This window comes from Micromonospora sp. NPDC047557, assembly GCF_043205095.1.
Classification (GTDB): Bacteria; Actinomycetota; Actinomycetes; order Mycobacteriales; family Micromonosporaceae; genus Micromonospora.
Window position 1 is genome coordinate 110,078 of sequence record NZ_JBIDDK010000002.1, and the last position, 25,550, is coordinate 135,627.

Annotated in this window: 24 protein-coding genes; 12 read left to right on the forward strand and 12 right to left on the reverse strand. The window is 72.8% G+C overall.

The genetic code is table 11. The features are described 5' to 3' along the window. Positions 1-26 precede the first annotated feature (26 nt). Positions 27-1,214 (forward strand): DNA glycosylase AlkZ-like family protein, encoded by a 1,188-nt coding sequence (locus ACGGAQ_RS08290; protein ID WP_393045898.1) that lies wholly within the window; start codon positions 27-29, stop codon positions 1,212-1,214. 48 nt (positions 1,215-1,262) lie between these two features. Here ACGGAQ_RS08290 and ACGGAQ_RS08295 read toward each other — a convergent pair whose 3' ends face one another. Genes ACGGAQ_RS08295 through ACGGAQ_RS08305 form a run of 3 tightly spaced genes read right to left on the reverse strand, consistent with a single transcriptional unit; the run spans position 1,263 to position 3,582 of the window. Further along, on the reverse strand, positions 1,263-2,243 hold the full coding sequence (locus ACGGAQ_RS08295) for an ABC transporter permease (protein WP_393045900.1): 981 nt from the start codon (positions 2,241-2,243) through the stop codon (positions 1,263-1,265). Next, complete coding sequence (locus ACGGAQ_RS08300) at positions 2,240-3,130, reverse strand: ABC transporter ATP-binding protein (protein ID WP_393045902.1); 891 nt, start codon at positions 3,128-3,130, stop codon at positions 2,240-2,242. Before ACGGAQ_RS08300 ends, ACGGAQ_RS08295 begins: the two co-directional genes overlap by 4 nt. A 44-nt stretch (positions 3,131-3,174) precedes the next feature. After that, the gene (locus ACGGAQ_RS08305) at positions 3,175-3,582 is read right to left on the reverse strand and encodes a GntR family transcriptional regulator (protein ID WP_355068880.1); all 408 of its coding nucleotides are present in this window, start codon (positions 3,580-3,582) and stop codon (positions 3,175-3,177) included. A gap of 179 nt (positions 3,583-3,761) precedes the next feature. Between ACGGAQ_RS08305 and ACGGAQ_RS08310 the strand changes: the two genes are divergently transcribed. Next, a complete protein-coding gene (locus ACGGAQ_RS08310) occupies positions 3,762-5,030 on the forward strand; it encodes an Nramp family divalent metal transporter (RefSeq protein WP_393045905.1) in 1,269 nt (422 codons plus the stop codon). Between the two features lie 119 nt (positions 5,031-5,149). Here the strand turns inward: ACGGAQ_RS08310 and ACGGAQ_RS08315 are convergent, their stop codons facing one another. From ACGGAQ_RS08315 to ACGGAQ_RS08340, 6 genes are all read right to left on the reverse strand, one after another. After that, on the reverse strand, positions 5,150-5,422 hold the full coding sequence (locus ACGGAQ_RS08315) for a hypothetical protein (RefSeq protein WP_393045907.1): 273 nt from the start codon (positions 5,420-5,422) through the stop codon (positions 5,150-5,152). 66 nt (positions 5,423-5,488) lie between these two features. After that, positions 5,489-8,353, reverse strand: coding sequence for a hypothetical protein (locus ACGGAQ_RS08320; RefSeq protein ID WP_393045909.1), 2,865 nt, complete (start codon positions 8,351-8,353; stop codon positions 5,489-5,491). Further along, on the reverse strand, positions 8,350-9,462 hold the full coding sequence (locus ACGGAQ_RS08325) for an AAA family ATPase (RefSeq protein ID WP_234582269.1): 1,113 nt from the start codon (positions 9,460-9,462) through the stop codon (positions 8,350-8,352). Before ACGGAQ_RS08325 ends, ACGGAQ_RS08320 begins: the two co-directional genes overlap by 4 nt. Before the next feature lie 14 nt (positions 9,463-9,476). Continuing rightward, complete coding sequence (locus ACGGAQ_RS08330) at positions 9,477-10,961, reverse strand: VWA domain-containing protein (RefSeq protein WP_393045911.1); 1,485 nt, start codon at positions 10,959-10,961, stop codon at positions 9,477-9,479. Beyond that, positions 10,958-12,349 carry a hypothetical protein gene (locus ACGGAQ_RS08335; RefSeq protein WP_393045913.1) on the reverse strand — a complete coding sequence of 464 codons (1,392 nt, stop codon included), beginning with the start codon at positions 12,347-12,349 and terminating at the stop codon, positions 10,958-10,960. The genes ACGGAQ_RS08330 and ACGGAQ_RS08335 overlap by 4 nt, the downstream gene beginning before the upstream one ends. Continuing rightward, on the reverse strand, positions 12,349-12,816 hold the full coding sequence (locus ACGGAQ_RS08340; RefSeq protein ID WP_393046786.1) for a hypothetical protein: 468 nt from the start codon (positions 12,814-12,816) through the stop codon (positions 12,349-12,351). Before ACGGAQ_RS08340 ends, ACGGAQ_RS08335 begins: the two co-directional genes overlap by 1 nt. Before the next feature lie 335 nt (positions 12,817-13,151). On the opposite strand from ACGGAQ_RS08340, the gene ACGGAQ_RS08345 reads away from it, so the two are divergent. The 5 genes from ACGGAQ_RS08345 to ACGGAQ_RS08365 all read left to right on the forward strand — a co-directional run bounded on the left by ACGGAQ_RS08345 (position 13,152) and on the right by ACGGAQ_RS08365 (position 18,505). After that, complete coding sequence (locus ACGGAQ_RS08345) at positions 13,152-14,261, forward strand: lectin (protein ID WP_393045915.1); 1,110 nt, start codon at positions 13,152-13,154, stop codon at positions 14,259-14,261. Positions 14,262-14,432: 171 nt separating this feature from the next. After that, entirely contained in the window at positions 14,433-15,554 is a 1,122-nt protein-coding gene (locus tag ACGGAQ_RS08350) for a hypothetical protein (protein WP_393045917.1), read from the forward strand. 91 nt (positions 15,555-15,645) lie between these two features. After that, positions 15,646-16,695: a nitronate monooxygenase gene (locus ACGGAQ_RS08355; RefSeq protein ID WP_393045919.1), complete on the forward strand. Its 1,050-nt coding sequence runs from the start codon at positions 15,646-15,648 to the stop codon at positions 16,693-16,695. A gap of 67 nt (positions 16,696-16,762) precedes the next feature. Then, entirely contained in the window at positions 16,763-17,857 is a 1,095-nt protein-coding gene (locus ACGGAQ_RS08360; protein WP_393045921.1) for an SRPBCC domain-containing protein, read from the forward strand. 15 nt (positions 17,858-17,872) lie between these two features. Continuing rightward, positions 17,873-18,505 carry a hypothetical protein gene (locus tag ACGGAQ_RS08365; protein WP_393045923.1) on the forward strand — a complete coding sequence of 211 codons (633 nt, stop codon included), beginning with the start codon at positions 17,873-17,875 and terminating at the stop codon, positions 18,503-18,505. A gap of 40 nt (positions 18,506-18,545) precedes the next feature. On the opposite strand, the gene ACGGAQ_RS08370 is transcribed toward ACGGAQ_RS08365, so the two are convergent. Then, positions 18,546-20,582: a glycosyl hydrolase family 28-related protein gene (locus ACGGAQ_RS08370; RefSeq protein ID WP_393045925.1), complete on the reverse strand. Its 2,037-nt coding sequence runs from the start codon at positions 20,580-20,582 to the stop codon at positions 18,546-18,548. Between the two features lie 222 nt (positions 20,583-20,804). On the opposite strand from ACGGAQ_RS08370, the gene ACGGAQ_RS08375 reads away from it, so the two are divergent. The 5 genes from ACGGAQ_RS08375 (at position 20,805) to ACGGAQ_RS08395 (ending at position 23,619) form a co-directional block, all read left to right on the forward strand. After that, the gene (locus ACGGAQ_RS08375) at positions 20,805-21,908 is read left to right on the forward strand and encodes an NYN domain-containing protein (RefSeq protein ID WP_393045927.1); all 1,104 of its coding nucleotides are present in this window, start codon (positions 20,805-20,807) and stop codon (positions 21,906-21,908) included. 331 nt (positions 21,909-22,239) lie between these two features. Then, entirely contained in the window at positions 22,240-22,461 is a 222-nt protein-coding gene (locus ACGGAQ_RS08380; RefSeq protein ID WP_030335934.1) for a hypothetical protein, read from the forward strand. A 294-nt stretch (positions 22,462-22,755) separates the two neighbouring features. Then, positions 22,756-22,887, forward strand: a complete 132-nt coding sequence (locus ACGGAQ_RS08385; protein WP_393045930.1) for a hypothetical protein — start codon at positions 22,756-22,758, stop codon at positions 22,885-22,887. Positions 22,888-23,024: 137 nt separating this feature from the next. Next, positions 23,025-23,255, forward strand: coding sequence for a winged helix-turn-helix domain-containing protein (locus tag ACGGAQ_RS08390; protein ID WP_393045932.1), 231 nt, complete (start codon positions 23,025-23,027; stop codon positions 23,253-23,255). A 205-nt stretch (positions 23,256-23,460) separates the two neighbouring features. Then, positions 23,461-23,619, forward strand: coding sequence for a hypothetical protein (locus ACGGAQ_RS08395; protein ID WP_393045934.1), 159 nt, complete (start codon positions 23,461-23,463; stop codon positions 23,617-23,619). Between the two features lie 48 nt (positions 23,620-23,667). On the opposite strand, the gene ACGGAQ_RS08400 is transcribed toward ACGGAQ_RS08395, so the two are convergent. Next, on the reverse strand, positions 23,668-24,216 hold the full coding sequence (locus ACGGAQ_RS08400) for a DUF1062 domain-containing protein (protein ID WP_393045936.1): 549 nt from the start codon (positions 24,214-24,216) through the stop codon (positions 23,668-23,670). 201 nt (positions 24,217-24,417) lie between these two features. Then, a complete protein-coding gene (locus ACGGAQ_RS08405; RefSeq protein WP_393045938.1) occupies positions 24,418-25,479 on the reverse strand; it encodes a Gfo/Idh/MocA family oxidoreductase in 1,062 nt (353 codons plus the stop codon). Between the last annotated feature and the right edge of the window lie 71 nt (positions 25,480-25,550).

Genomic DNA, 25,550 nt, shown 5'->3' on the forward strand with positions numbered 1-25,550 from the left:
GGGCCCGGGGTCCACATCGGAGCACCGTGGGTGAGCGAATCGGCACGTTGAGTCGAGTTGGCGACGGGCCGGAATCCGACTTCGCCGAGCGGGTGATGTCGGTGCGCGCCACTAAGCTCGGCGGCGTGGTCGTCCACCAACTCGACCGGGCACAGGCACGGCGGATCGCCGTCCGCGCCCAACTGCTGGCCGCCCCACGCCCGACCGACCTGCTGGCGGTGGTCCGACACCTGACCCTGGTGCAGCTCGACCCGACGGCCGCCGTCGCGCCGAGCGCCGACCTGGTCTGCTGGAGCCGGCTCGGCTCGTCGTACCAGCCGGAGCGGTTGCGGCGGGCCCTGGAACGGGACCGGACGCTCTTCGAACACCAGGCGATGGTGCGCCCGATGGAGGATCTGGGGCTCTATCTGGCCGCGATGGCGCAGTGGCCCTCGTACGAGCGGCAGCGCGAGTGGCTGCGCGCCAACGACTCGTTCCGCCGGGACGTGCTCGACCGGCTCGCCGCCGACGGGCCGCTGCTCTCCCGGGACATCCCGGACACGTGCGTGGTGCCCTGGCCGTCGTCCGGCTGGACCAACAACCGCAACGTCACCCAGATGCTGGAGTTCCTGGTCCTGCGCGGCGAGGTCGCGATCGCCGGTCGCCAGGGCCGGCAACGACTCTGGGACGTGGCGCAGCGGGTCTACCCGGCTGGCACGCCTGTCGTCCCGCTGGAGCAGGCACGCCGGGCCCGCGACGAGCGACGGCTGCGGGCGCTGGGAATCGCCCGGCGAAAGGCGGTACCCGTTCCCGGCGAGCCGGCGGAGGTCGGCGACGCCGGTGAGCCGGCGGTCGTCGAGGGCATCGCGGGGGAGTGGCGGGTCGACCCGGCAGCGCTCGGGCAACCCTTCACCGGGCGTACGGCGGTGTTGTCGCCCTTCGACCGGCTGGTGCACGACCGGGTCCGTCTCGCCGAGCTCTTCGAGTACGAGTACGTGCTGGAGATGTACAAGCCCAAGGCCAGCCGGCGGTGGGGCTACTTCGCGTTGCCGATCCTGCACGGCGACCGGCTGGTCGGGAAGGTCGACGCCACGGCCGACCGTCGGCGCGGCACGTTCACGGTGCACGCCGTCCACGAGGACGTGCCCTTCACCGCAGAGCTGACCCGGGCCGTGCACGACGAGCTGCGCGACCTCGCGTCCTGGCTCAAACTGACCGCCGAGGGTCTGCGCTGACGGGTGATCGCCGAGGCCCCCGTGGCTCCGGCGATCACCCGCCCCCGATCACGCGATCCGGCGGACCCGACGCACGGCGAGGTAGAGCAGGAGCACGGCGAGGGCGACGAAGATGCCCGTCTCGATGCTCTGGAACAGCCAGAACCGGTCCGCCGGCTGGTACAGCTCCCAGTTGTACGCGCCCGGCCCGAGACCCAGGTCCGCGCCGCAGGCTCGGCCGTCCGGGCCCTTGCCGCCCGGCGGGCACTGGATACGGGTGTTCTCCGCGACCATCGTCCCGTCGGCGTCGCGGATTCCCACGGCCAGAACCCAGTTGCCCCGGTCGCCCTCCGGAATCCCCGGCCCCTCGATCGGGAAGGTCTGGGTGCGGGCGGGCTGGTAGTGCGGTCGGGCCAGGATCTCCACCGCCGCCCGTACGCCGATGAACCCGGCCAGGGTGATGCCCATGGCGGGCAGCATCCGCTTGAAGATGGTGCCGGCGAAGATGCCGAGCGCCACGGCGAAGAGGGTGTAGCCGATCGGCACGATGCCCTGCAGATCGAAGACGATCACGCCGAGTCGGCCCTCGTGCGCGGCCTTGGTGAGCGGTTCGACCCACCACGACATGCCCAGTCCGTAACCGACCGCGAGGAGCACGACGGCACCGCCGACCAGCCCGAACTTCACCAGCGCCCAGCGGGTGCGGCCGACGCCCTGGGTCCAGACGAACCGGTGCGTACCCTGCTCCACCTCGCGAGCCACCAGCGGTGCGCCCCAGAACAGGCCGACCAGCACCGGCAGGGTGATCAGCAGCACCGCCACCAGGTTCAGACTGTCGTACCGGTCGCTGAAACGGCGCAGGCCCACGTCGCAGGTCTGCGCGGCAGCCTCGCTGAGGGTGGACGGGCGCAGACACTCCGCCAGCCCGAGGTCGGCGAAGGTGTGCCGCATCGACAGGCCGATCGGCACCAGCACGGCGGCGAGCACCAGGAACCCCAGGAGGGTGTAGAACGCCAGCTTGCGGTGTTGCCGCCAGGTCAGCCAGATCATGCCGCCACCCCCCACTCGCTGTGACTGGTCTGCGTGACGCCGTCGGCCAGGTAGGCCAGGACGACGTCCTCCAGGCTGACGTCGCGCACCGTCCAGGCGGCGTCGGTGACGGGGCCGTCGGTGCGTACCAGCAGCGTGGACTGCCGGTCGGTGTGGCTGGCTCGGACCACCTGCGCGACGCCGCCGATCGGACCGCCGTCGTGCCGCGGGCCGACGAGCTGCCGGTGCGCCGCCACCAGGTCATCGACCGAGCCGGTGAGCTGCACCCGGGCGGCGTTGAGCACGATCAGGTAGTCGCAGACGCGCTCCAGGTCGGCCAGCAGGTGCGAGGAGAGCAGAACGGTGGTCCCGGAGTCCGCGACGCTGCCCATCAGCGACTGGAGGAACTCCCGCCGGGCCAGCGGATCGAGGCTGGCCACCGGCTCGTCGAGCAGGAGCAGCCGGGGTTGTTTGGCCAGCGCCAGAGCGAGCGCCACCTGGGCCCGTTGCCCACCGGAGAGTTTGCCGACCGGCTTGTCGGGCGGTATGCCGAGCTGCGCCAACCGGGTCCGGGCCAGCGCCGCGTCCCACCGCCTGTTCAGCTTGCCCCCGGCGAAGACCAGCTCGGCGGCGGTGAAGTCCCGGTACAGCGGGGTGTCCTGGGCGACGAACCCGATGTCGGCCAGCCCTTCCGTGTCGCCGTACGGCGACCTGCCGAACACCCGCACCGCGCCCTCGTCGGGCTTGATCAGCCCGACGGCCAGGTGCAGCAACGTGCTCTTGCCCGCCCCGTTGGGCCCGACCAGCGCGGCGATCCGGCCGGCCGGAAGGTGCAGCGAACAGTCCCGTAGCGCCCACGTTCTGCCGTACCGCTTGCCCAGCCGGTCGGCCTCCAAGACCATGTCCATCCTCTGTCCTCTCGTTGCGCCGCGTGCTCGCTGCGCTCGCCCGCTCACGCGGGTTCCTTCTGTGGGGTGTCGTCGGCGAGGGTGGCGCGCAGTGTGGTCTCCACCAGGGCGACGACGTCCTCGGCCGTGAGGCCGGCGGCCTGCGCCCGGTGCAGCCACGCCACGAGGTCGTCGCGTAGCTCGGCCTGGTTGGGCAGGGACGCGCCGGCGAGGGTGCGCTGGACGAACGTGCCCACCCCCGGTCGGCCGCCGACCAGACCCTCGATCTCCAACTCCCGGTACGCCTTCAGCACCGTGTTCGGGTTGATCGCCAGCGACTGGGCGACGTCCCGGACCTTCGGCAGCTGGTCGCCGGGTGCGAGCAGACCGACGCGCAGCGCCTGCTTCACCTGCTGCACGAGCTGCATGTAGGTGTTCACCTTCGACCGGCTGTCCAGCACGAACTCGATCACTCGTGATGATCCTTCCTGTTGTCCTACGACAGTAGGACTAATAGACAGCTTGGTGGGACGCGCGCCCACTGTCAAGCGACTCCGCCGCCCTGGCACCACCGGGCCAGCGATTGGCACCGACGGGTCAGCCACCCGGGAAGGGAACCGGCACGCGATCCGTGCGGAGGGGAAGGTGCTCGATGGTCACCAACGAACTCACGACGACGAGGGCGACGCCGTTGCAGGTCGCTCGCGCCCGGGGCCGGGTACGCGGGCGGCTGATCCTGCTCGGCCCGGCGTTCGTCGCCGCCGTCGCGTACGTCGACCCGGGCAACTTCGCCACCAACTCGGCTGCCGGCGCCCGCTACGGCTACCTGCTCGTCTGGGTCGTGGTCGTGGCCAACCTGATGGCCATGCTGGTGCAGACCCTCACCGCCAAGCTGGGCCTGGCCACCGGCCGCAGCCTGCCCGAACTGTGCCGCGAGCGCCTGCCCCGCCCGGTGAACCGGATGATGTGGGTGCAGGCCGAACTCGTCGCGATGGCCACCGACCTGGCCGAGGTGATCGGTGGCGCGGTCGCCCTGTACCTCCTCTTCGGCATCCCGCTGCTACCCGGCGGGATCATCATCGGCGCCGCCGCCTTCGTCGTGCTCGCCCTGCGCTCGCGCGGGTTCCGGGCGTTCGAAATCGCCATCGCCGTGCTGCTGGGCGTCATCGTCCTGGCCTTCGCGGCCAACCTGCTCGCCGCCGGCTCCGATCCGGGCTCCGCCATGGCCGGCCTGGTGCCCCGGCTCCAGGGCACCGACAGCGTGCTGCTGGCCGCCGGAATCCTCGGCGCCACAGTCATGCCGCACGTCATCTACGTGCACTCCGCGCTGACCCGCGACCGCATCCCCGCGACCGACGACGCCGAGCGCCGTACCCTCTTCCGTGGCCAGCGCACGGACGTGCTGCTGGCCCTGACGGCGGCCGGCGCGGTCAACCTCGCGATGCTGCTGATCGCCGCGGCCAGCTTCCGGGGTGGCGGGCCGGTGGGCGCCGACAGCCTGGAGGGGGTGCACGCCGGCCTCGGCCAGAGCATCGGCACCGCCGCCGCGTTCGGGTTCGCGGTCGCCCTGCTGGTCTCCGGGCTCGCCTCCACGAGCGTCGGCACCTACGCCGGTGAGGTGATCATGCAGGGTTTCCTGCGCCGCCGCGTCCCGCTGCTGCTGCGTCGGCTGGTCACCCTGGCACCCGCGCTGGCCGTGCTCGCCATCGGCCTCGACCCCACCCGGGCCCTGGTGTTGTCGCAGGTCATTCTCAGCTTCGGCATTCCGTTCGCGCTGATCCCGGTGGTCGCCTTCACCCGCCGTCGCGACCTCATGGGCAACCTGGTCAACCACCCGCTCACCACCGCCGCCGCGGCCCTGGTGGCCGTCCTGGTCGGCGCGCTCAACGCGTTCCTACTGTGGCAGGTCGTCGCCGGCTGACCCGGCCGGCCCACGGACCCGGCCCGCGCGGCCTGCGGCGGGACGCCGTGGGCGGACTCCGCGGGAACGGACCCGATCCGCCCGCCGGTCGCGACCCGGTCGGGCCGCGACCGGCGCGGTCAGGTGCGGCGACCCTCGTCGCGCGCGGGGATCTCCTGACGCTGTTCGAGGGCGTCCGCCGGGTTGGCCTCCGCCGGGAGCGACGTGACCTCCTCAAGCGTGCCGGCCGGCAGGGCGCCCTGCTCGGCCAGGTCGGCCTCGGACGCCTCCGGGTCGACGTCGCCGGACATCCGGTCCGGCGGACCGAGGTCGAACGCGTCCTGCCGCTGCTCGACGGCGTCCGCCTCCGGCGGAGGAATCGGTTCGCCCTGATCATCCCGGAACGTGCTCATCGAAAGCCTCCTGCCCGACGGGTGTCGACATGCCGCCGGGCCGCTGCCTACCCGCCGTGGTCGCGCTCACGCCTGGCACACCACTCGCGCGGCGACGGCCTCGACCGTGTCGGGATGCTTCGCCACCAGCGCGGCCACGCCGCCCGGATCGGCGGAAGCGTCGGTGACCGGCAGCCACCCGCCGTCGTGTCCGAGCAGAGCGGCGATCGCGTCGACCGCCTCCGGATGCGCGGCGACCAGGACGCCCACCCGACCCCGTGGCGCGACGACGGCGCGCTCGTCGCTCTCCCGCGCGTCCACCCGCCCCAGAGGCGGGGACGCGACCCACGGCGGCACCCAGGAATCCAGCTCCGGCAGCGCCTCCGGAAAGGTGCGCCCCGCCTCGCGGATCAGCAGCGGGACCAGCTCCGGCCCCTGGTCCCGCAGTGTCGTGATCAGGGTCGGTAGCCACGGCAGCAGCACCGGGTCGGGTAGCCGGGCGAAGGCGGTGGACATCGTCTCGACGACGAACGGCGCCAGCGTGGGCACCGGCTCCAGCGCGTGCACGAACCCGGCCAGATACTGCGGGAAGGCCGGCACCACCAGCGGGTTGGCCAGCAGTTCGGCACACCGGGCCCGCAGCTCGGCCAGCGGCAGCAGGCCGAGCTGGTGTCGGGCCGCCCAGAGCAGGGCGACCTTCGCCGGCGCCGTCGGGTGCGACTGCCCGACGGCCAGCTCCAACTGAGACCGGTCGCAGCCCAGCGACAGCGCCAGGCCCTCCATGGAGAACAGGAAGCCGAGCATCGCGCCGACCTGCCGGACCCCGGTCTCCTCGACGGCGATGGCGGTCGGCAGCAGGGTGCAGTAGTGCGCGTACCCGGTGGTCACGAAGGCCGCGCACCAGGGCGGAAGGGCCGGCGCGGTGGCCCGGTAGTGGGCCAGCAGGCGCCGGATGCGGCGCAGCACGTCCGGCGCGTCGTCGACGGTGCGCTCGGCGGCGAGCAGGTCCACCGCACGCGCCCCCAACTCGTCGACCAGGCGAGGGCTGTCGAGCAGCCGGATGGCGTCCTCGACGGCGGCCAGCGCACCTGCGGCGGTGGCGTCGGGGCCGCGTACCGCCCGCCGCAGTCGCTGCTCCAGGACCTGCTCGACGGTCACGCCCTCGTAGCCCAGCTCGATAAGCGCCCGCTGGTGCCGGCCGAGCGCCAGGTCCCAGCTCTCCTGGACCGAACGGTGCCCGAGCCGCCGCTCACCCATGATCGGGCGGACCGCGGCCGGTGGCAGCAGGTGCCGCAGGATCCACAACAGGTCCGAGCAGCGGCCCAGCTCCGGCTGGGCGGCCAGATCCAGTAGCGCCCGCTGCACTGTCCGCTTCTCCAGGGCCAGGCCGAGGGGCTGGAGCCGATCGAGCACGTCGCGGGCCAGCGGCGGGAGGGCGTCGTAGCCGACCTGACCGATCCGGTCGCCGCCCAGCAGGATCTCGCAGAGCCGCCGGACGTCGCGCCGGCCGGGCACCACGTCCTTCTCGATGCAGGTGACCGCCGCGTCGGCGAAGTCGTACGGGGTGGGCCGGGCGCGGTTGCGCATGCCGGCCAGCAGTACCGAGGTCTCGAAGACGGCGATCGCGTCGGCGGTGCTGGCCAGGTACCCGTTGCGCCGGGCCAGCCGGACGATGTCCACGCACCAGCCGCGCAGCTCCGCCTCGTCCAGGCCGTGCAGGTCGGGCGCCGCGGCGAGGAAACGGGTGAGCCGGTCGCTGACCGGCCCGACGGGGGAGGGCGCCGTCGGGGTCCGGCCCCGCCGCCCCCGGCTGGTTCCGGTGCGCTGGCCGTCCAGCCGGTACGGGGACAGCCCGTGCCGGCTCACCGCCTTCGTCCAGGTCGCCGCCGCGATCGACACCGAGCCCGGGGCCAGCCCGAACTGGGCCTCGATCGCCGAGTGGCTGGACGGGATCAGCCCGTACCGCCAGCGGGTGTCGGTGCGCGGGGTGATCTCGAAGTCGTCCGCGGTGGAGCCCAGCCCGAACTGCTCGACCCGGCTGGCGGCGTGGAACGCGCCGCAGACGTAGAGGCAGTCGGCCGGATCGACGCCGGAGGTGGCGAGGTGCTGACGCATCCGCGTCCACATGTACCGCTCGCGGTCCTCGTCGCGGTCCAGCCGATCCTGTCCGGCCGGGCGCAGCCGCCGGAACAGGCTGCCGATCAGCACCATCACCTGCCGGTAGGTGTCGTGGTCGGCGTCGGCCAGCGGGCGTTCCACGTACTGGTCCCACCACTCCGACCAGTGCCGCACCTTGCCGTGGTGCAGCAGGTACGCCTCCAGCTCCGCGAACCGGGGCCGCAGGTCGCCGATCTCCACCCCGACGGCGTCGCCGTGCAGCCCGGACTCCTCTCCGACGGCGGTCGGCCCGACCGCGCCGCCCCCGTCGGTCGGCCCGGCCGCGCCGCTCCCGGCGGTTGGTTGGTCGCGCGGCGACCACTGGAAGACGTGGTCGGTGGAGCGGTCCACCAGCACCAGCTCCACGCCGGGGGTCTCCAGCGCGTACGCGATGGCCTGGTATTCCGCCGACGCCTCGGTGACCGGCGCGACGACACTGAGCGGCCCCCAGTCGGCGGGAAAGCCGGACAGCTCCGACGCGAACGCCTGCACCGCGACGGGCAGACGGCAGTTGCGCAGCTCCCCGAGCAGCGGCTGGAGATCTTCGCACAGCTCCAGGTAGATGACCCGGGGCTGCTTGGCCCGCAGCCGCCGCACCATGGCCAGCGCGGAGGCCGGTGAGTGGTGGCAGACCGGGAAGATCTCCAGTCGCTCGCCGAGCGCCCGGTCCACGTCGTCGACCATGCCGGCGAGGATCGCGCCGAGCGCGTCGGGGGAGCCCGCGAACGCGGCCGCCGCGTCGCTGAGCTGCTCGCGGAGCGCGCCGAACGGGCCGGCGACGGTGGACGCGGTCACGACAGGGACGCGATCGCCTGACGACCGCCGTCGAGGAAGCCCGCCCACCCGTCGTCGTCCTTGCGGGCCCGGGGCTCCACCACACCGTGCAGATACTTGTTGAGGATCGCCAGGTCCTCCGGGCTGCGCCGAGCCAGCGACCCGACCAGCGAGCCGGCGAGCGTGGCCGCGCGCAGCGTACGGTCGCCGAAGAACTGGCTGTGCAGGATGGCGTCCTCCAGCACACCGATCTGCTCGGCGGTGGACAGCGCCGACTCCAACTTCTCGTCATCGCTGGTCGCGGCGGCGGCGCCGGCGCGCAGGTCGGCGAAGCTCTGCAACAGGATGTCCAGGAGGGTCGGCGGGACGTCCAACTCGATGCGGTGCCGGCGCAGCAGCTCCTCGGTGCGGAACCGGACGATCTCCGCCTCGCTGCGCTTGTTGGTCACCACCGGAATCCGCACGAAGTTGAACCGCCGCTTGAGCGCCGAGGAGAGGTCGTTGACGCCCCGGTCCCGGCTGTTGGCGGTCGCGATGATCGAGAAACCGGGTTGGGCGAAGACGATGTTGTCCTGGTCCAGCTCGGGGATGGCGACGTACTTCTCGGACAGGATCGAGATCAGGGCGTCCTGCACGTCGCTGGTGGAGCGGGTCAGCTCCTCGAAACGCCCGACCACCCCGCGCTCCATCGCCGTCATGATCGGTGAGGGGATCATCGACTCGCGGGACTGGCCCTTGGCGATCACCATGGAGACGTTCCACGAGTACTTGATGTGGTCCTCCGTCGTGCCCGCGGTGCCCTGCACGACCAGGGTCGAGTTGCGGCAGATCGCGGCGGCCAGCAGCTCGGCCAGCCAGCTCTTGCCGGTGCCGGGATCGCCGATCAGCAGCAGACCCCGGTCCGAGGCGAGGGTGACGATGGCCCGTTCGACGAAACTGCGGTCGCCGAACCACTTCTGCGGGATCTCCCGGGACAGGCCGTCGGCCCGCTCCGAGCCGAGGACGAACAGCCGGACCATACGCGGGCTCAGGCGCCACGAGAACGGCTTCGGGCCGGTGTCCACCGACTCCAGGAAATCCAGCTCGTCGGCGTACGTGACCTCGGCGGGGGCGCGCAGCATCTCGGACATGAGGGGTTGCTCTCCTAGGTGAGGAAGTTCTTCAGCTCGACGACGAGCTTGCGGATGTGACCGGAGATGACCGGGGTGCCCTGGTCCTTGAAGCGCTGCCGGAACCAGGGGTTGACGCTCTGCTGCCCGGAGCTGCTGACCGAGCCGACCGGAATGACCTTGACGCCGGAACGGTGCACGGCCTGGAGCCCGTCGAAGACCGCCTGGTGGTTGGCCTCGTAGAAGTCGGATATCCACACCAGCACCGTGTTCTTCGGCTCAGCGATCTTGGGCCGGGCCAGCGTCAGCGCCGCCGTGCCGTCGGTGCCGCCGCCCAACTGGGTACGCAGCAGCACCTCGAACGGGTCGTGCACCCACGGGGTGAGATCCAGTGCCCGGGTGTCGTACGCGACCAGGTGCACGTCGACCTTCGGCAGTCCGGCGAAGATCGAGGCGAGGATCGTGCAGTTGACCATCGCGTCGACCATCGAGCCGGACTGGTCGACGACGACGATGAGCCGGGACGGTGTGGTACGCCGCGCGGTGTGCCGGTAGTAGAGCCGGTCGACGTAGAGCCGCTCGTCGTCCGGGCTCCAGTTGGTCAGGTTCTGCCAGATGGTGCGGTCGAGGTCCAGGTTGCGGAACACCCGCTTGGGCGGCACCGACCGGTCCAGTGCGCCGACACTGGTCTGTTGCACCTGCGTCCGGAGCACCTCGGCGACCTCGTCGACGAAGCGCCGGATCAGTGCCTTCGCGTTGGCCAGCGCAACCCCGGACAGGTTGGCCTTGTCGCGCAGCAACTGCTCGATCAGCGACATGCTCGGGGTCAGCTGGCTGGCCAGCGCGGGGTCGGCGAGGACCTCCCGCAGGTGCATCCGCCGGACCAGATCACCCTCCAGCCCGGCGAGGGTGCCGCCCAGCCCGCCGGCCTGTCGGCGCAGCTCGCCGGGCTCGCAGCCGAGGGCCTGCTCGAACCAGCCGGCGTCGGACTGCCAGCGGGCCAGTTGGGTGGCGCTGACCGGACCGGAGCCGGTGGCGAACACGTTCAGCAGCACCTTCGACACCAGCGCCGCCCGGCGCACCTCGGCCGCACCCGGCCGGTAGGTCGAGCCGTCGCTCTCCGACCCGACCGCCCCGGTGCCCTCCGGTGCGGCGGCATGCGCCTCGACGCCCTCCGGCCCGACGCCCTCCGGGTCGGCGACATGCGGCCGGTCGTCGTGCAGCCGGTCGTCGTGCGGCTGGGCTTCGTGCGGCTGGGCTTCGTGCGGCTGGGCTTCGGCGGAGGTGAGCAGGCCGCGCAGCTCTGCCGCGAGTGCCGGGAAGCGCTGCACGATGGTGTCCACCGAGACCGACGGGTCCAGCAGGGCGGCGGGCAGCCCGAGGTCGTCGACCACGGCCACGCTCGCCGACTCCAGGCCGGGCTGCTCGTCGCGGTCGAAGAGGCGGGACAGCAGCCGCCAGTAGAGGACCTGACGGCGGTTGGCGTCGGCGAACCCGCCGGTGGGGATCGGCGCGGTCATCGGCGCAGCAACCGTCCCGCGCGCTCGCGCAGCACGGCCACGGCGTCGCCCGCCCGGGCCTCCTCCTTGGCGACCTTCGGATCGGTGACGCCGCACGCCCAGTCGCCGTTGTGCACCTGCACCGTCCGCCGCTTCACGGTCGCCCGGACCGCCAACGGCTGGAGCAGCCAGCGGCCGTCGTCCCAGCGTAGGAGGCCCAGGCAGGCCGACGCGGCGGCGACCAGGTCGGCGGTCAGCGGGCCGGCGGCCGGCAACCGGTCGACGGCCAGCGCGACCCGTTCGCCGTCCACCTCGATGCCGAGCGTGCCGTCCTCGTCGCGGATCGCGGCGCCCTCGACGAGCACCGGCTCGGCGATGCCCGTCGGGTGCCGGTCGAGGGGGTCGGTCGCGGCCGTGCTCGCGGCGGGCAACAGCACCCGGGCGGTGGCGAACGGGTCGGCGGGCTCGTCGAGCTGGACCCGGTCATCGACCCAGCCCAGGTCGCCGCCGCGCAGCGGCAGATCGGTCACGACCAGCGCCCGCCGCTCGGCCAGCGCGGTGAGCAGCAGCGGGTGTGCCGACAGCAGCCGCCAGATCGCCGGCCCGACGATCGTGTCGACCTTCGCCGCGGCGACCGCCGTGCGGACCAGCAGCGCCGGTCCGCCGTCCGCCGGCTCCAGGACGGCGTGCAGCTGGACCTGCACGGCGGTGTCGTGACTGTGCACGTCCACACCCAGCGGCAACAGCCGCCCGGAGATCGCCGGCGCCTCGTCGGTCGGCGGTGCGCCCTCGGTGAGCAGTACGCCACGGGCCCACAGGTCGGCCCAGCGGCGGGCCGGCACCTGCGCCATGGTGGCGACCGGAACGCAGGCCCGCAGCTCCGCGGCGAGCCCGTCGAGCAGCACCGCGATCCGGCGCAGCTCCGGCACGGCCAGGCTGGCCTCGACCACCCCGGCGGCGGCGGAGAGCAGCTCGTGGTCGACGCCACGCCAGCCGGTTACCGCCACCTCGTGCCACCACGCCCGCGCTCCGGCGAGCGCGGGCGGCGCCTCGCAGGGCGCGGTGGTCGGCGTCGTCCACGGCGACCGGGTGCGGCCCAACGCCTCGTCGAGCTGCCCGAGCAGGGCGTCGTGTGCCGCGCCGAGCAGCGCCGAGCGCGCCCCGGCGAGCGCGGCGAGGTGCTCCGGGGTGACCGATCCGGCGGTGACCGCGTCGACCGCGGAGGTCACCGGGCCACCCAGTGGGGTGCCGGCCAGCGCGTCGGCGAGCGCGGCGAGCGCCGCGGCGCCCCGTTCGCCGATCCGACCGAAGCCGTCGGCGAGGGCGTCGTCGAAGCCGGCGACCACGTCGAGCGCGTCGCTCAACCCGGCCGGGACCGCATGCAGGCGCGCGACCTGGGCGCCGCGCATCAGCGGCCCGCCCCGGTGGCCGGGAACCAGTGCAGCTCGGGCAGCGCGACAGTGCTGACGGGCAGCTCCAGGTAGGAGAGGTGGCGCAGAAAGCGACTGAACACCACCGCCGCCGAGGCGGGCTCGGGCTGGCCGTCGAGCCGGGACAGCAGCTCGCTGCCGTCGGCCAGCCCGTCGCCGACGTCGACCCGCAGGTAGCGGGCCACCCGGTCGACGCCGTACTGCAGGACGGCCTCGTCGGCGAGCGCGTGCAGGTGCTTGCACGGGATGCCGCGCAGACCGCCGCAGGGCCGGTTGTTGTTGGTGCTGCACTGGTAGGCGTGGGTGCCGGCGGCGACCGACGAGACGTAGACCCGCTCGACGTCCGACCCGCTGGAGACCACCCCCTGCATCCGGCCGTCGGCCAGCTCGACGAAGGGCACCTTGGCCAGCTTGCGGGGGCGGGCGGGCGGCACCACCGCCACCACGCTGCGCCGCCGCCAGTCGGCTCCGTCGGCGTTCGTCACGTCACGGCCTCCCACATCGAGAAGAATCCAGGGTGGTGCGCACTCCGGCCGTGCCGGTGTGCCGCTACGACGACACGATCATGGACCACGGGTACGACAGATCCGGTGGCGGCGCCGGTCTCCGCGAACCGTTCGGCGCAGCCAGCGCGGCGTTCGGCTCGCGGCCGGGCCGGGCCGGGTCCGGCCCACCCGACCGATAGCCGAGTATCGATGGATCCCGTTCGGATGTGGTCGCCGTTTTCGGCGGGCGGCGTGCCACGACGGTCCCGAACGACCCGCGAGGAGAGGGATCAACCATGCGATGGAACGCACGACGGGCCGCCGCCGGGGCCTTCGGGCTCGCCCTGGGTGCCGTACTGGCGTTGGCCCAGGTCGCGCCCGCCCAGGCCGAGTCGAACGGCGGGGTACGCGTGATGCCGCTCGGCGACTCGATCACCGACGGGTTCAACGTGCCCGGTGGGTATCGGATCAACCTGTGGCAGCGGCTGGCCGGCGGCGGCTACACCGTCGACTTCGTCGGCTCGCAGTTCAACGGGCCGGCCAGCCTCGGTGACCACGACCACGAGGGCCACTCGGGCTGGCGCATCGACCAGCTCGACGCCAACATCGTCGGCTGGCTGCGGGCCACCGCCCCGCGGACGGTCCTGCTGCACATCGGCACCAACGACGTGAACCAGAACTACGACCTGGCCAACGCGCCAGCCCGGCTCTCCGCGCTGATCGACAAGATCAGGGCGACGGCGCCGGAGGTGGAGCTCTTCGTCGCCACCATCATCCCGGAGTCCGACCCGAATCTTGAGGCGCGGGTGCGGACGTACAACGCGGCGATCCCCGGGATCGTGGCGCAGAAGGGCAGCCGGGTGCACCTGGTCGACATGCACGCGGCCCTGACCACCGCCGATCTCGCCGACGGGGTCCACCCCAACGCCGGCGGGTACGACAAGATGGCCGCCCGCTGGTACGACGCGCTGCGATCGGTGCCGGGCAGCCTCGTCCCGCCGAGCGGGCCGCCGGTCGGCACCCCGGTCGGCCTGCTCAACCCGAACTCCGGGCGCTGCCTGGACGTCTCCGGCGCCAGCACCACCGCCGGCGCCCCGGTCATCATCTGGGACTGCCACGGCGCCGCCAACCAGCGTTGGACCCGCACCGCCGCCGGGGAGCTGCGGGTCTACGGTGACCGATGCCTGGACGTGCAGGGCGGCGCGAGCGCCGACGGCACCAGGGTGCAGATCTGGACCTGCAACGGCGGTGCCGCCCAGCGGTTCACCTTCCGCTCCGACGGGGCGATCGTGCTGACCAGCGTCGGCAAGTGCGTCGATGTGGCGTCGGCCGGCACGGCCAACGGGACCGTCGTCCAGCTCTGGACCTGCAACGGCAGCGGCGCGCAGCGCTGGTCCACGAGGTAGCGGTCCCGGCGCCGGTCCACCTCGTGCCCCGGTGGACCGGCGCCCGCCCTCGGCGAGCCCTGGTCGGCGGCGCGGATGTCGTCGGGTCCGCGCGGATGGTCGCCGCCGCTGGTCGCGATCGGCCAGGATGGGCGGGACGGCCGGGCAACGGCCGCGGCGAGGAGGCGGGCGATGCGGGTACGCGGCTGGGTGACCCGGGGGCGGTACGCCCGCGCGGCGGCGACGCTGGCGGCTCTCGTCACCGGCGCGGTGCCGCTGGCCGCGGTCCAGTCGCCGGGCCCGGCGACTGCCGGCGCGGCGTCGGCGGGGGCGCCCGTGTGCCAGCTCCGCGACGACCGGCTCACCGAGATCTCCGGGATGGTCGCCACCGACGACGGGTACGTGGTGGTCAACGACGGCGCCGACGACGAGGCCCGCCTCCGGATCTTCTTCCTGGACCGGCGCTGCGCGGTGGCGCGGACGGTCAGCTACCCCTCCCGGCCCCGGGACACCGAGGACCTGGCCCTCGGCCGGGACGGCACCATCTGGGTGGCCGACACCGGTGACAACGACCGCAACCGCGAGACGATCGCGCTGTGGCGGCTCGCGCCGGGGGCGGATCGGCCGGTGCTGTACCGGATGAGGTACCCGGACAATCCGCACGACGCCGAGGCGCTGCTGCTCGACGCGGCCGGCCAGCCGTTGATCATCACGAAGGGCGGCAGCGGCACCCTCGTGGTGTACTCGCCGGCCACCGCGCTGAAGCCGGGAGCCACCACACCGCTGGTCTCAGTCGGCCGGGTGGTCCTTCCGTCCAGCACCACCAGCAACCCGTTCTCGTTCCTCGGGCGGGGCGTCGTCACCGGTGCGGCGAACGCGCCGGACGGCCGCCGGGTGGTGCTGCGCACCTACGCCGACGCGTTCGAGTACGACGTGGCCGGCGGTGACGTGGTCGCCGCGCTGACCGGCGGCACCCCACGAGTCATGCCGCTGCCCGACGAGCCGCAGGGCGAGTCGATCACCTACAGCCGCGACGGCCGGTCCCTGCTCACCGTCTCCGAGTCCGCCGACCAGCCGGCCGGCAGCCGCCCGACGATCCTGCGGTATCCGGCCCCGACGGCGACGGCCGCCGCTCCGCACCCGGCGGAGTCCACCACGGCGGCCCCGTCGTCGCCCCCGCCGGCCCGCCCGGCGGCACAGGCGGCCGGTATCGGGGGCGGTCGGACCTGGCCGCTGGCCGCCGGCGCCGGGACGCTGCTGGCACTGTTCGCCGTGGCCGGGGTCCTGTGGCGGCGGCACACCGACCGACGCTGACCGACGACTGCGGGCCGGGCGCGCGTCACGGTGTGCGGGCGGGCACCGCGTCGCGAGCCGGGGGACCGGCGCGCTGCGGCAGGATGGGTGGATGTCCGTGCTGTCCGAGCTGCGCCACCCGATCGTCGCCGCACCGATGGCCGGTGGCCCGTCCACCCCGGCCCTCGTGTCGGCTGTCTCCGCCGTCGGCGGGCTGGGCTTCCTGGCCGCCGGCATGATCGACATTGCGCGGCTGGTCGCCGACATCGCCGAGGTGCGCGCGCGTACCGACCGGCCGTTCGGGGTCAACGTCTTCCTGCCCGGCGACGACACGGTCGACGAGGCCGCCATCCGGGCGTACGCGCAGCGGCTCGCCCCGCACGCCGACCGCCTCGGGGTGCGGTTGGGTGAGCCGGTGGGCGGCGACGACGCGTACCCGGAGAAGCTGGCCGCGCTTCTCGCGGACCCGGTCCCGGTGGTGTCCTTCGCGTTCGGGCTGCCCGACCGCGCCGTGGTGGCCGCCCTGCGGGAGCGCGGCACCGAGGTGTGGGCCACGGTCACCCGTCCGGCCGCTGCCACGGCCGCCGCCGAGCTGGGTGTGGACGCCGTCGTGGTGCAGGGCACCGAGGCCGGTGGGCACCGGGGCGGGATCCCGGACGACGACGACTACGCGCTGTTGCCGCTGCTCCGGCTGGCCGCCGCCGAATGCGACAGGCCGTTGGTGGCCGCCGGTGGCATCGCCGACGGCCCCGCCCTGGCGGCGGCGCTGGCCGCCGGGGCGCAGGCCGCCCAACTCGGCACCATGTTCCTGCGCTGCCCGGAGGCGGGCAGCTCACCCCTGCACCGGGCGGCGGTGGCCAGCGCCGCGCCGACGGCTTTGACCAGGGCCTACACCGGCAAGCGGGCCCGCGGCGTGGTCAACGACTTCCTGCGTACGCACGACGCGGTCGCGCCGGCCGGCTACCCGCAGGTGCTGCACCTGACCCGCCCGCTGCTCGCCGCCGCCCGGCGCGACGGCGACGCCTCGGTGGTGAATCTGTGGGCCGGGCAGGCGCATCCCCTCGCCCGGGACGTACCGGCGGCCGAGCTGGTCGTCGAGGTGAGCGCCGCCGCCCGGGCCGCGCTGACGGCGGCGGCACAGCGGGCGACCCGCTGGGGCTGACCAGGCAATCTGTCGTCGGTCCGGGCGGGCGGAACGGGCCGGACGCGCAACCCGTTAGAGTCTCGCCGTGATCGAGATCGGCGCGCACGTCGACCTGTCCCACCCACCCGACCGGGTCTGGCTCGCACTGACCGATCGGGAGCTGCTGGGCCGCTGGTTCGCCGAGGCGGACATGGTGGAGGGGGTGCCGGACCGGCTGCTGCTGCACACGGCCGGCCTGCCCGGCTTCGACGCCGACGTCGAGGTCGAGGTGACCGAGCGGCGGGTGCCGGAGCTGTTGGTGTTGCGCTGCGACGAGGCCGGTCGGCTCACCGAGCTGACCTGCGCCGTCACCGCCACCAAAGAGGGCAGCCGGTTGACCGTGCGGGAGGTCTCGACGCACGGTTCGTGGTCGCAGGAGCAGCACGAGCCACGCGAGCAGCAGCTCCGGCAGGCGTTGACCGTGCGCCTGCCGGCCATCCTCGACTGGCTCGCGTTCCAGCAGGTCGATCTGCGGCGTGGCGTGGCGGGGATGACGACCGAGCTGCCGGTGATCGGCGCGTCCGGCCCCGCGCCGGGCCGGGGTCGGCGCCGTGCGGCGGTCGCCGGGCTGACCGGGGTCGTGCTGGTGGCGGGGCTGGTGGCGTGGCTGACGCTGCCGGGCGAGCCGGAGCACTCCGCCGCGCCGACGCCCACCTCGACGCCGACGACGACGCCGCCGAGCATGGCGGCGGCGGCGCCGACCGCGCAGCCGACGGTGACACCGTCGGCGCGAGCGTCGCGCAGCGTCGCGCCGACCACCGCCCGTCCGAGCCGCACCCCGTCGGCGACGCCGTCGCGTACGCCGACGGCGGCGGTGCCGCCGCCCCCACCGCCGCTGGTGGCGCGCTACGACACCGACTCGAGCCGGCTGTTCGGCTACACGGGGGAGGTGGTGGTCGACAACCCGGGCCTCGCGCCCGCGCAGCAGTGGGTCGTGGTGGTGACCCTCGCCGAGGGCAGCAGCGTCGACGACGTCGAGGGAGCGGACTGGCGTCAGGACGGACAGACCATCACCTTCAGCGGCTTGGCCGTGCCCGCCGGTGGGTCGCGGACGATCCGGTTCGACGTCCGCGACAGTCGGCCGAAGGCCAGGGAGCCGGAGGGCTGCACGGTGGACGGCAACCCGTGCGCGGGGCTCTGACTAGGCTCCTGAAGCATGGCACTGCTGCACCGGGCGACGCTGCGCCCCACCAAGCTGGAACTGCTGACGACCTGGCTGCCCGACCGACCCTGGTGGCAGGGACCGTCCGGCGTGGACGTGGTGAGTCGGGGCGCGTACCGCTTCGACGACCCGGCCGGCGAGGTCGGCATCGAGACCATGCTGGTCGCCGCCGCCGACGGGCCGGTCCACCAGGTCCCGCTCACCTACCGCGCCGCGCCCCTGGTCGACGCCGACGAGTGGCTGATCGGCACGACCGACCACTCGGCGCTCGGCCCCCGGTGGGTGTACGACGGCTGCGCCGACCCGGTCTACGCGGCGGCGCTGACCCACGCCATCCTGGCCGGCGCGGGTCAGGCGGAGCAGTACTTCGAGGTCGACGGCCGGCGTGAGGTGCGACCGCCGACGATGACGATCGAGGTCAGCGGCGACGGCGGGGCCGTGCCGGCGATCGGCGCCGTCCGGCAGGTCGTCGACGAGGTCGACACGGTCATCGTCACCGACGCGGTGGAGCTGGTCGTGGTCCGCCGGCCGGCTGCCGGGGCGGTCGAGGCCCGGGGCGCCACCCTGAGCGGCGCCTGGGACGGGCAGCCGACGACCGTGCCGCTGGCGTACGCCCGGAGGCGGTGACGGCGGTGGGCGGCCCGATCGGTCGGGCCGCCCACCGCGTTCACCACTGGGCCGGAGGCGGTGGCGGCGCCACCGGCGGTCGGTCGTCGCAGGTGATGGTGTTGGGCAGCAGCCACGGGGCGAGCCAGCCGCCGTCGTTGCCGCCCAGGTCGGTCAGGGTGAACTCCGAGCCGGCCGGAGTGAAGTGGAACGACCCGCAGTTGTTCACGCCGACCGCTCCCACGTTGCGGGCGTCCACATTGGCGAACGAGGCCGACCCGGCCGAGCGGGCGCTGAGCACCGAGGTGCCGGTGCCGTCGACCCGGACGTCGCGGAAGCGCACGTTCGTGATCGAGTAGAGGTCCTTCACCGGCCAGTCGCTGACCAGCATGATCGCGTTGTAGGTGCTGTCCAGGTACGCGTCGCCGCTCACCTCGACGTTCGCGTCGATGCTGCGGTCCAACGCGAACATCCAGATGGCGCCGAGCCCGATGTTCCAGTTCAGCTCGTACGTGCCGGCGCGGGCGGTGGTGTTGGCGGTGAACCGGAGGTACCCGGCGAACGGCTCCGCGCCGAAGCGGGCGCCGGCGTGCAGCCCGCTGCCCTCGCGGACCGGGTCGGCGACGAGGTTGTGGGAGACGGTGGTGTCGGTGCCGCCGTAGATGGCGATGCCGTTGGCGAGCGTCGGTGACTGCACGGTGTTGTGGTCGAACGTGTTGCGGGCGTTGGCCGTCTTCTCCGACCACATCGCCAGGCCGTCGTCACCCGTGTTGCGCACGAAGGTGTGCGCCACGAGGGAGTCGGTCACGCCGGTGTGGAAGTTGAGCGCGTCGGCGATCTGGTCGACGACGATGGTGTTGGTGACGCGGACGTTGCGCATCGGGCCGTCGAACCACAGGCCCGCCTTCGTGTGGCGCAGGTGCAGCCCGTCGACTGTGGAGTCGCTCAGCGCCCCGCCGATCGCGTTGACCTGGTCGGTGTCGATGCGCTCGCGGACGTCGCCCTCGATGGCGAAGCCGGAGAGGTGGACGTTGCGGCTGCCACCGTCGGCGGCGTCGCGGCCGTAGAAGCCGACGCCGGTGTGCACCGAGCCGTCCGGCGCGGGCGTCGACAGGGCGACCTCGCGCCCCTTGAAGACCGTGTACCAGTTGCCGGCGCCCTCGATGGTCACGTCGTCGACGATGATGTGCCGGTTGACCTGGTACGTCCCCGGCGGAACGTAGACCTTCAGGTGGGCGCGCCGGGCGAAGGCGATGGCCTTGTCCAGAGCGTCCGCGGAGTCCCGCCGACCGGTGGGGTCGGCGCCGAACGCCAGCACGTTCGCCGCGAGCAGCCGTACGCGCGGCGGTGCGACCAGTTCGGAGTCGAGCAGGTCGATGACCGTCCACGCGGCGGCGCTGCCGGCCGGCGCGGTCAGTCGGACCGTGTCACCGGCCCGGTAGGTGCGCCCGAGCAGCAGCCGCTGCTCGTCGTAGAAGTGGGTGGGCCGAAACGGCGTGCTGATGCTCGGGTACGGCGTGGTGGCCGACGGCACGCACTGGCACTCGGTGATCCACCAGTCCGGGTGCAGCAGCCCGGCCTGCGGATCGTTGGTGAACGGGTACTGGTTGTAGAGCCACGAGTACTGCGACGTCAGCGTCATGGTGCGGACGTGCTTGCCGTTGACGGCCACCCGCAGCGGCGCGGTGATCCCGCCGCCGGAGGGCGCGTCCGGGATGCTGTACCGCACGGTGATCCCGTTGGTCGTGCTGGGCAGGACGAACTCGACGTACTCGCCGGGGGTGAGCCGGACGGCCCGGCGGCCGGACGCCTCGGCGGGCAGCGTGTAGGCGGACCGGTCGGGGCCGATGACCTCGCCGTTGGTCCGGGCGTTCTCGGCCTCCTGTTCGACGAAGTCGACGTCGGCGCCGCGCCCGGCGACCAGCGCCGGATCGAGCGCCGCCCGGGTGACCACCGGCTGTGCGCCGGGTGAACCGGGTGGGCCGGCGGCGGCCCCGGTGGGCCCGGCGACCAGCACGGTGAGGCCGGTCGCGAGCGCGACGGCGGTGGCGACCGGGCGGCCCGGGCGTCCCCGTGCCGGCAGGATGCTGCGAAACATCGGTGACCCTCCTGGTTGGGTGGTGGTGGAGGTCCGCCCGGCGTTCCCCCGGACGCCCGACATTGATCGTCATGATGCAGCACCGAACATCGCACTGCAAGACAACAATCGAAGATTGAAAAGAGGCGACTATTAGTCCGCAAGAAATGGACGGTCGGTGAGTTGAGGTGGCGCGCGTCGCGTGCGCCCCCGGGCCACCCCGGCGGGCGTAGGCTGAGGCGCGTGGATCAAGAAGACCGGATCGCCCTTTTCCTCGACTACGAGAACCTGGCGTTGGGGGCCCGCGACCACCGTGGCGGCGCGGACTTCGACTTCCGGCCGATCGCCGACGCGCTGGCCGAGCGGGGGCGGGTCGTGGTGCGCCGGGCGTACGCCGATTGGTCGTACTTCGACGAGGACCGCCGGATGCTCACCCGAAGCCACGTCGAGCTCATCGAGATCCCGCAGCGCATGGGCGCGTCCCGCAAGAACGCCGCCGACATCAAGATGGCGGTCGACGCGATCGAGCTGGCGTTCGAGCGCGACTACATCTCCACCTTCGTCATCTGCAGCGGCGACAGCGACTTCACCCCGCTGGTCCACAAGCTCCGCGAGCTGAACAAGCGGGTCATCGGTGTCGGGGTCGAGGGGTCCACGTCGGCGCTGCTGCCCCCGGCATGCGACGAGTTCCTCTACTACGACCGGCTGGAGGGTGTGGACATCCCGCCCACGCGCAGCCGGCGCGGTCGCCCGACCCGGCAACCCAGCCCCGACCAGCGCCCGCCCGAGCCGGAGCAGCAGCGCGAGCAGGAACACGAGCAGGAGGCCGAGGGCCGGCCGGTGGGTGAGGAGCCCGGCCGGGACGTGGACGCCCTCGCCGTGCAGGTGGCCCAGACGGTGGCCGGGTTGCAGGGCAGCGCCAGCGGCGAGGTGACCGCCTCCCGGCTCAAGCGCACCCTGCTGCGCAAGGACCCCACGTTCAGCGAGTCCGACTACGGCTTCCGTACCTTCGGTGAGCTGCTGCGTCACCTCGCCGAGCACAACGTGATCGACCTGGGCGAGGGGCCCGCGAAGGGCGACCCCGAGGTCTCCCTGCCCGAGCACGGCGACCGGGAGGTCGCCTTCGGCCTGCTCCGGGGTGTGGTGGGCGACCTCGGCAGCGCCGGCAATCCGGTGGCGCTCTCCGGTCTGAAGAACCAGCTGCGCCGGGCCCGCCCCGACTTCAGCGAGAAGAAGCTCGGCTACCGCAGTTTCCTGCAGTTCTGCAAGGCCGCCGCCACCAGCGGCGCTGTCGACCTGCGGTGGAGCCCCGAGGCGGACGACTACCTGCTCACCGCCCAGGGGTGAGCGACCGCCTCCGGTGGGCCCGTGACTCGGAGTCCCGTTCGACCCGGCCGTGCGGGTGGCGTTCCCGCCACCGATCACTCCAAGTGATATCCAGATCACCGCAGCGGGTGGATCGCCCCTCTGGGCAGGACACGTTGGCCAACACCCTGGCTGGCGTGCTCAGCGGTGTGTGACGCCGGCCTGATTGATCGCTCAGGACGGGGAGAAATCGCCGATGCGGCTCCTCCCCGTCGCCCGCACAGGTGGAACTGTGTCTGAGTTGCGGCTATTACGGCGATATATGCTCACCTGCGCCGTACCCCCAGCACGAAAATTGCTATACGGTCGGCGAATGAAGGTGGAGGAACACTGGTGGAACGGTGACACGACCCCGCGCGGGCGCCGGGACGTGTATATCCGTACTGACGGGCAAGGTTGGGAGGTCCGCGCCCAGATCGGTGGGGCGTCGGGTCGTGAGCGGGTGCAGCAGTGCCCCAGCCGGGCCTCGGCGGCCATCCTCGCCGACGCCTGGCGCGGCACTCACCCATCCTGGCGCGAGCTGAAGCAGCGCTGATCCGGCACCGGGCCGGGCCGGCAACGCTCCTGGGCTCCCGCCCGGTGCGCTCCCCGGCCCGCCCGGTGCTCGACTCACCCCCGACCGTCAGCGCGTTCCCCGGTAGCTGTCGACGATGTGCTTCGGCTCGTCGGTCACTGCTTCTGGAACATGACCGAGGCGACGTCTGCGACGAATGCCGAGGCCCAATCGAGCTGGGGACAGTCGTCGCGGCCCCTGCACTCCAGGCACCCACCTGCTCGCCATGGCGAATCGAGGGCGGAGGTCCAGTGTGCGTCCAGGATCCGCTTCGCGGTGAACAGCTCGGTGGCCCTGGACACGGGCTCGTCGATCGGCATGATCGGCACCTTCCGCGAGATCACGATTAGGTCCCGCCCCGGTGCGGACGGCCAGACCGTCCGCACCCTGGGCGGTTTCGTGGCCTAGCTCCGCCGCTTGCCGAACGAAGGAACCGGCCCACCCTCGCTTGAGCTTAGAGACCTTTAGTACCTAAGGCAATGATGGTCTTGAAGGCGTGTGGTCGGCGTGATCCGATGGAAGGTGCCGAACGAAGGAACCTTCACATGCCCATACCGACCAGTGGATACCGCGAGGTGGCCGAGGATCTCGCCGCACGCATCAGAAGCGGGGAGTACGCACCGGGTGAGCGGTTGCCCACCTACAACGAACTCTCCGATATCTACAACGTCAGCGTGACCACGGTCCAGAGGGCGGTCATCGTTCTGCAGACCCGTGGTCTTGTGGTGGGTCTCCAGGGCCGCGGCCTGTGGGTCGCCGAAGAGTTGCCAGCCTGATCAGCGCCGCGCCTCATCCGGAGTCCTCGATCACTTGCTGGTGAGCAGTTCAGGGAGGCTTCCTGGAACTGGTGAGCATCACGTGATCAAGGCGCCAGCGCGCAGCGAGACTGGAGTGGCCGGTGGCCGGGTCCGGCGAGTGCTTTCCGTGTTCCCCGCGGCAGGCCGGGTACACGGGGGCGGTCCGCGCCGATGGAGGTCGCCCATGTCGCAGGGTCCCGACGAGGAGAACCCCAGGATCGACGAGGAGGTCCGGGAGGCCGAGCGTCGGCTCGCCGACCTCGCCGCCTCGACGGACGACGCGCTGACCGACGACGACGCTCGCGTGCCGGATGGCGCCCTCTCCGAGCAGGAACCGGAGTAGGGCCTGTCCGGCAGACGAAACCGGACAGGCCCGTGGTCCGAGACGGCCTCAGCGCTTGAAGGTGAAGGTGAAGTCGCCGGAGAGCTTGCCGCTCAGGCGAACCGTCGAAACGATCTTCCCCTCCTCGCTCAGCCTGTCGACCTCGGCCCGGGAAAGACCGAAGCCCTCGGCGATCAGTCGCGCGGGCCGGACCGGGATGCGCGCCGCGAAGCGGACCGAGACGTCGACCATCTCGCGGTCCAGGTGCGCCGATCCGTTGGTGTCGAGACGCCAGGCGCCGTCCCAGTCCAGGACGAATCGATTGCGACGCTGCACGACCGGATCCTGAAGCAGTTCGGCGATCAGGCGACGGTCGTTGTCGTGCAGTTGGTCGAGCAGCTCAGGTCGGATGGTGCGGACTGTCGTCCGCTCCAGGACCGTGAGCTTCACCGTGTCTCCGCACCCGGCGCAGAGCGCGAGGAGCCAGATGTCGATGAGCTTCTGGTTGGCGTTGACGCGGAATTTGCCGCTCGACCGGAGGTGCGCGGACGCGCACACGTGGCACCGGCGGCGAATGATGGGCAGGCAGGTGGGCACGACGGCCCATTGAGAGAGCACAGAAGTACACCGTTTTCAGTGAGAAGTCCGCAGCAAGAAGGAGCGCGGCGCACAGGCGCGACGCGCGAATCAGCGCTCGGGAGGTCTCACAGGGTGTACAACGGGACGTCCTCGCCTCGACGACAGGTTGAGGCAGGACGCTAGCGGCGCAAGCGCCGCCACTCCACCGGTTTTCGCGTACCTCTTAAGGGCTCGGCCGTCTCAGGCGGCCGGGACCGGCAGCACCACGCCCTCAGCCGCCGACCGGTGCGCCAGCTCGATCAGCTCGACCGTGGCGACCGAGTCGCGCGGGTCCACCGGCATCGGCGTGCCGTCGCGCAGCGCCGCCGCCACCTGGGCGTAGAAGCTCTGGTACGCCCCGGGCCTGGTCGGCGTCGGACGCAGCTCACCGTCGACGCCGAGCAGGCCGTACCGCTCCGGCGGGACCTCGCCCCAGCCGGGCTGGTCCGGTCGGCCGCCGTCGTGCAGCGCGGCTTCCTGCACGTCCAGCCCGTAGGTGGTGTAGCCGGCCCGGTCGCCCAGCACCCGCAGCCGCGGCCCAAGCTGAGCGGTGATCGCCCCCATCCACAGGTGCGAGTGCACGCCGTTGGCGTGGGTCAGCGCCACGAACGCGTCGTCGTCGACCTCGGCGCCCGCGCGGCGGCGGTCGACCTCGGCGTAGACCCGCTCGACCGTGCCGAAGAGCTGCACGGCCTGGTCGATGAGGTGCGCGCCCAGGTCGAACAGCGCGCCACCGGCCTCCTCCGGGCCGGCGAGCTCCCGCCAGCCCGGCTTGATCGCCGGACGGAACCGCTCGAACCGGGACTCGAAGCGCAGCACCCGCCCCAGCTCGCCCCGCTCCACGAGCTCGCGGACGGTCAGGAAGTCGCCGTCCCAGCGGCGGTTCTGGAACACCGTCAGCGGCACCCCGAGACGGTCGGCCTCCTCGACCAGCGCCCGGGCGTCGGCGGCGGTGGGGGCCAGGGGCTTGTCGACGACGACCGGCAGGCCGGCCGCGAGGGCCGCCCGCGCCATCGGCACGTGCTGCCGGTTCGGCGTCGCGACCACGATCAGGTCCAGAGCTTCCGGGGTACGCCACAGCTCGTCGGCGTCGTCGACCAGGCGGGCGTCCGGGAAGTGCTGGTGCGCCTGCTCGCGCCGTTGCGGATCGCGCGTCACGATGGCGTCCAGCCGCAGCCCGGGGGTCGCGGCGATCAGCGGTGCGTGGAACACCCGGCCCGCCAACCCGTATCCCAGCAGACCGACCCGCAGCGCCTCCGCCATGCCGTACTCCCATCTCCTGGCCCGCGCCCTGGACCGGCGGCGGTGCCGGTGCTCGAATCTACGCCGCGCCC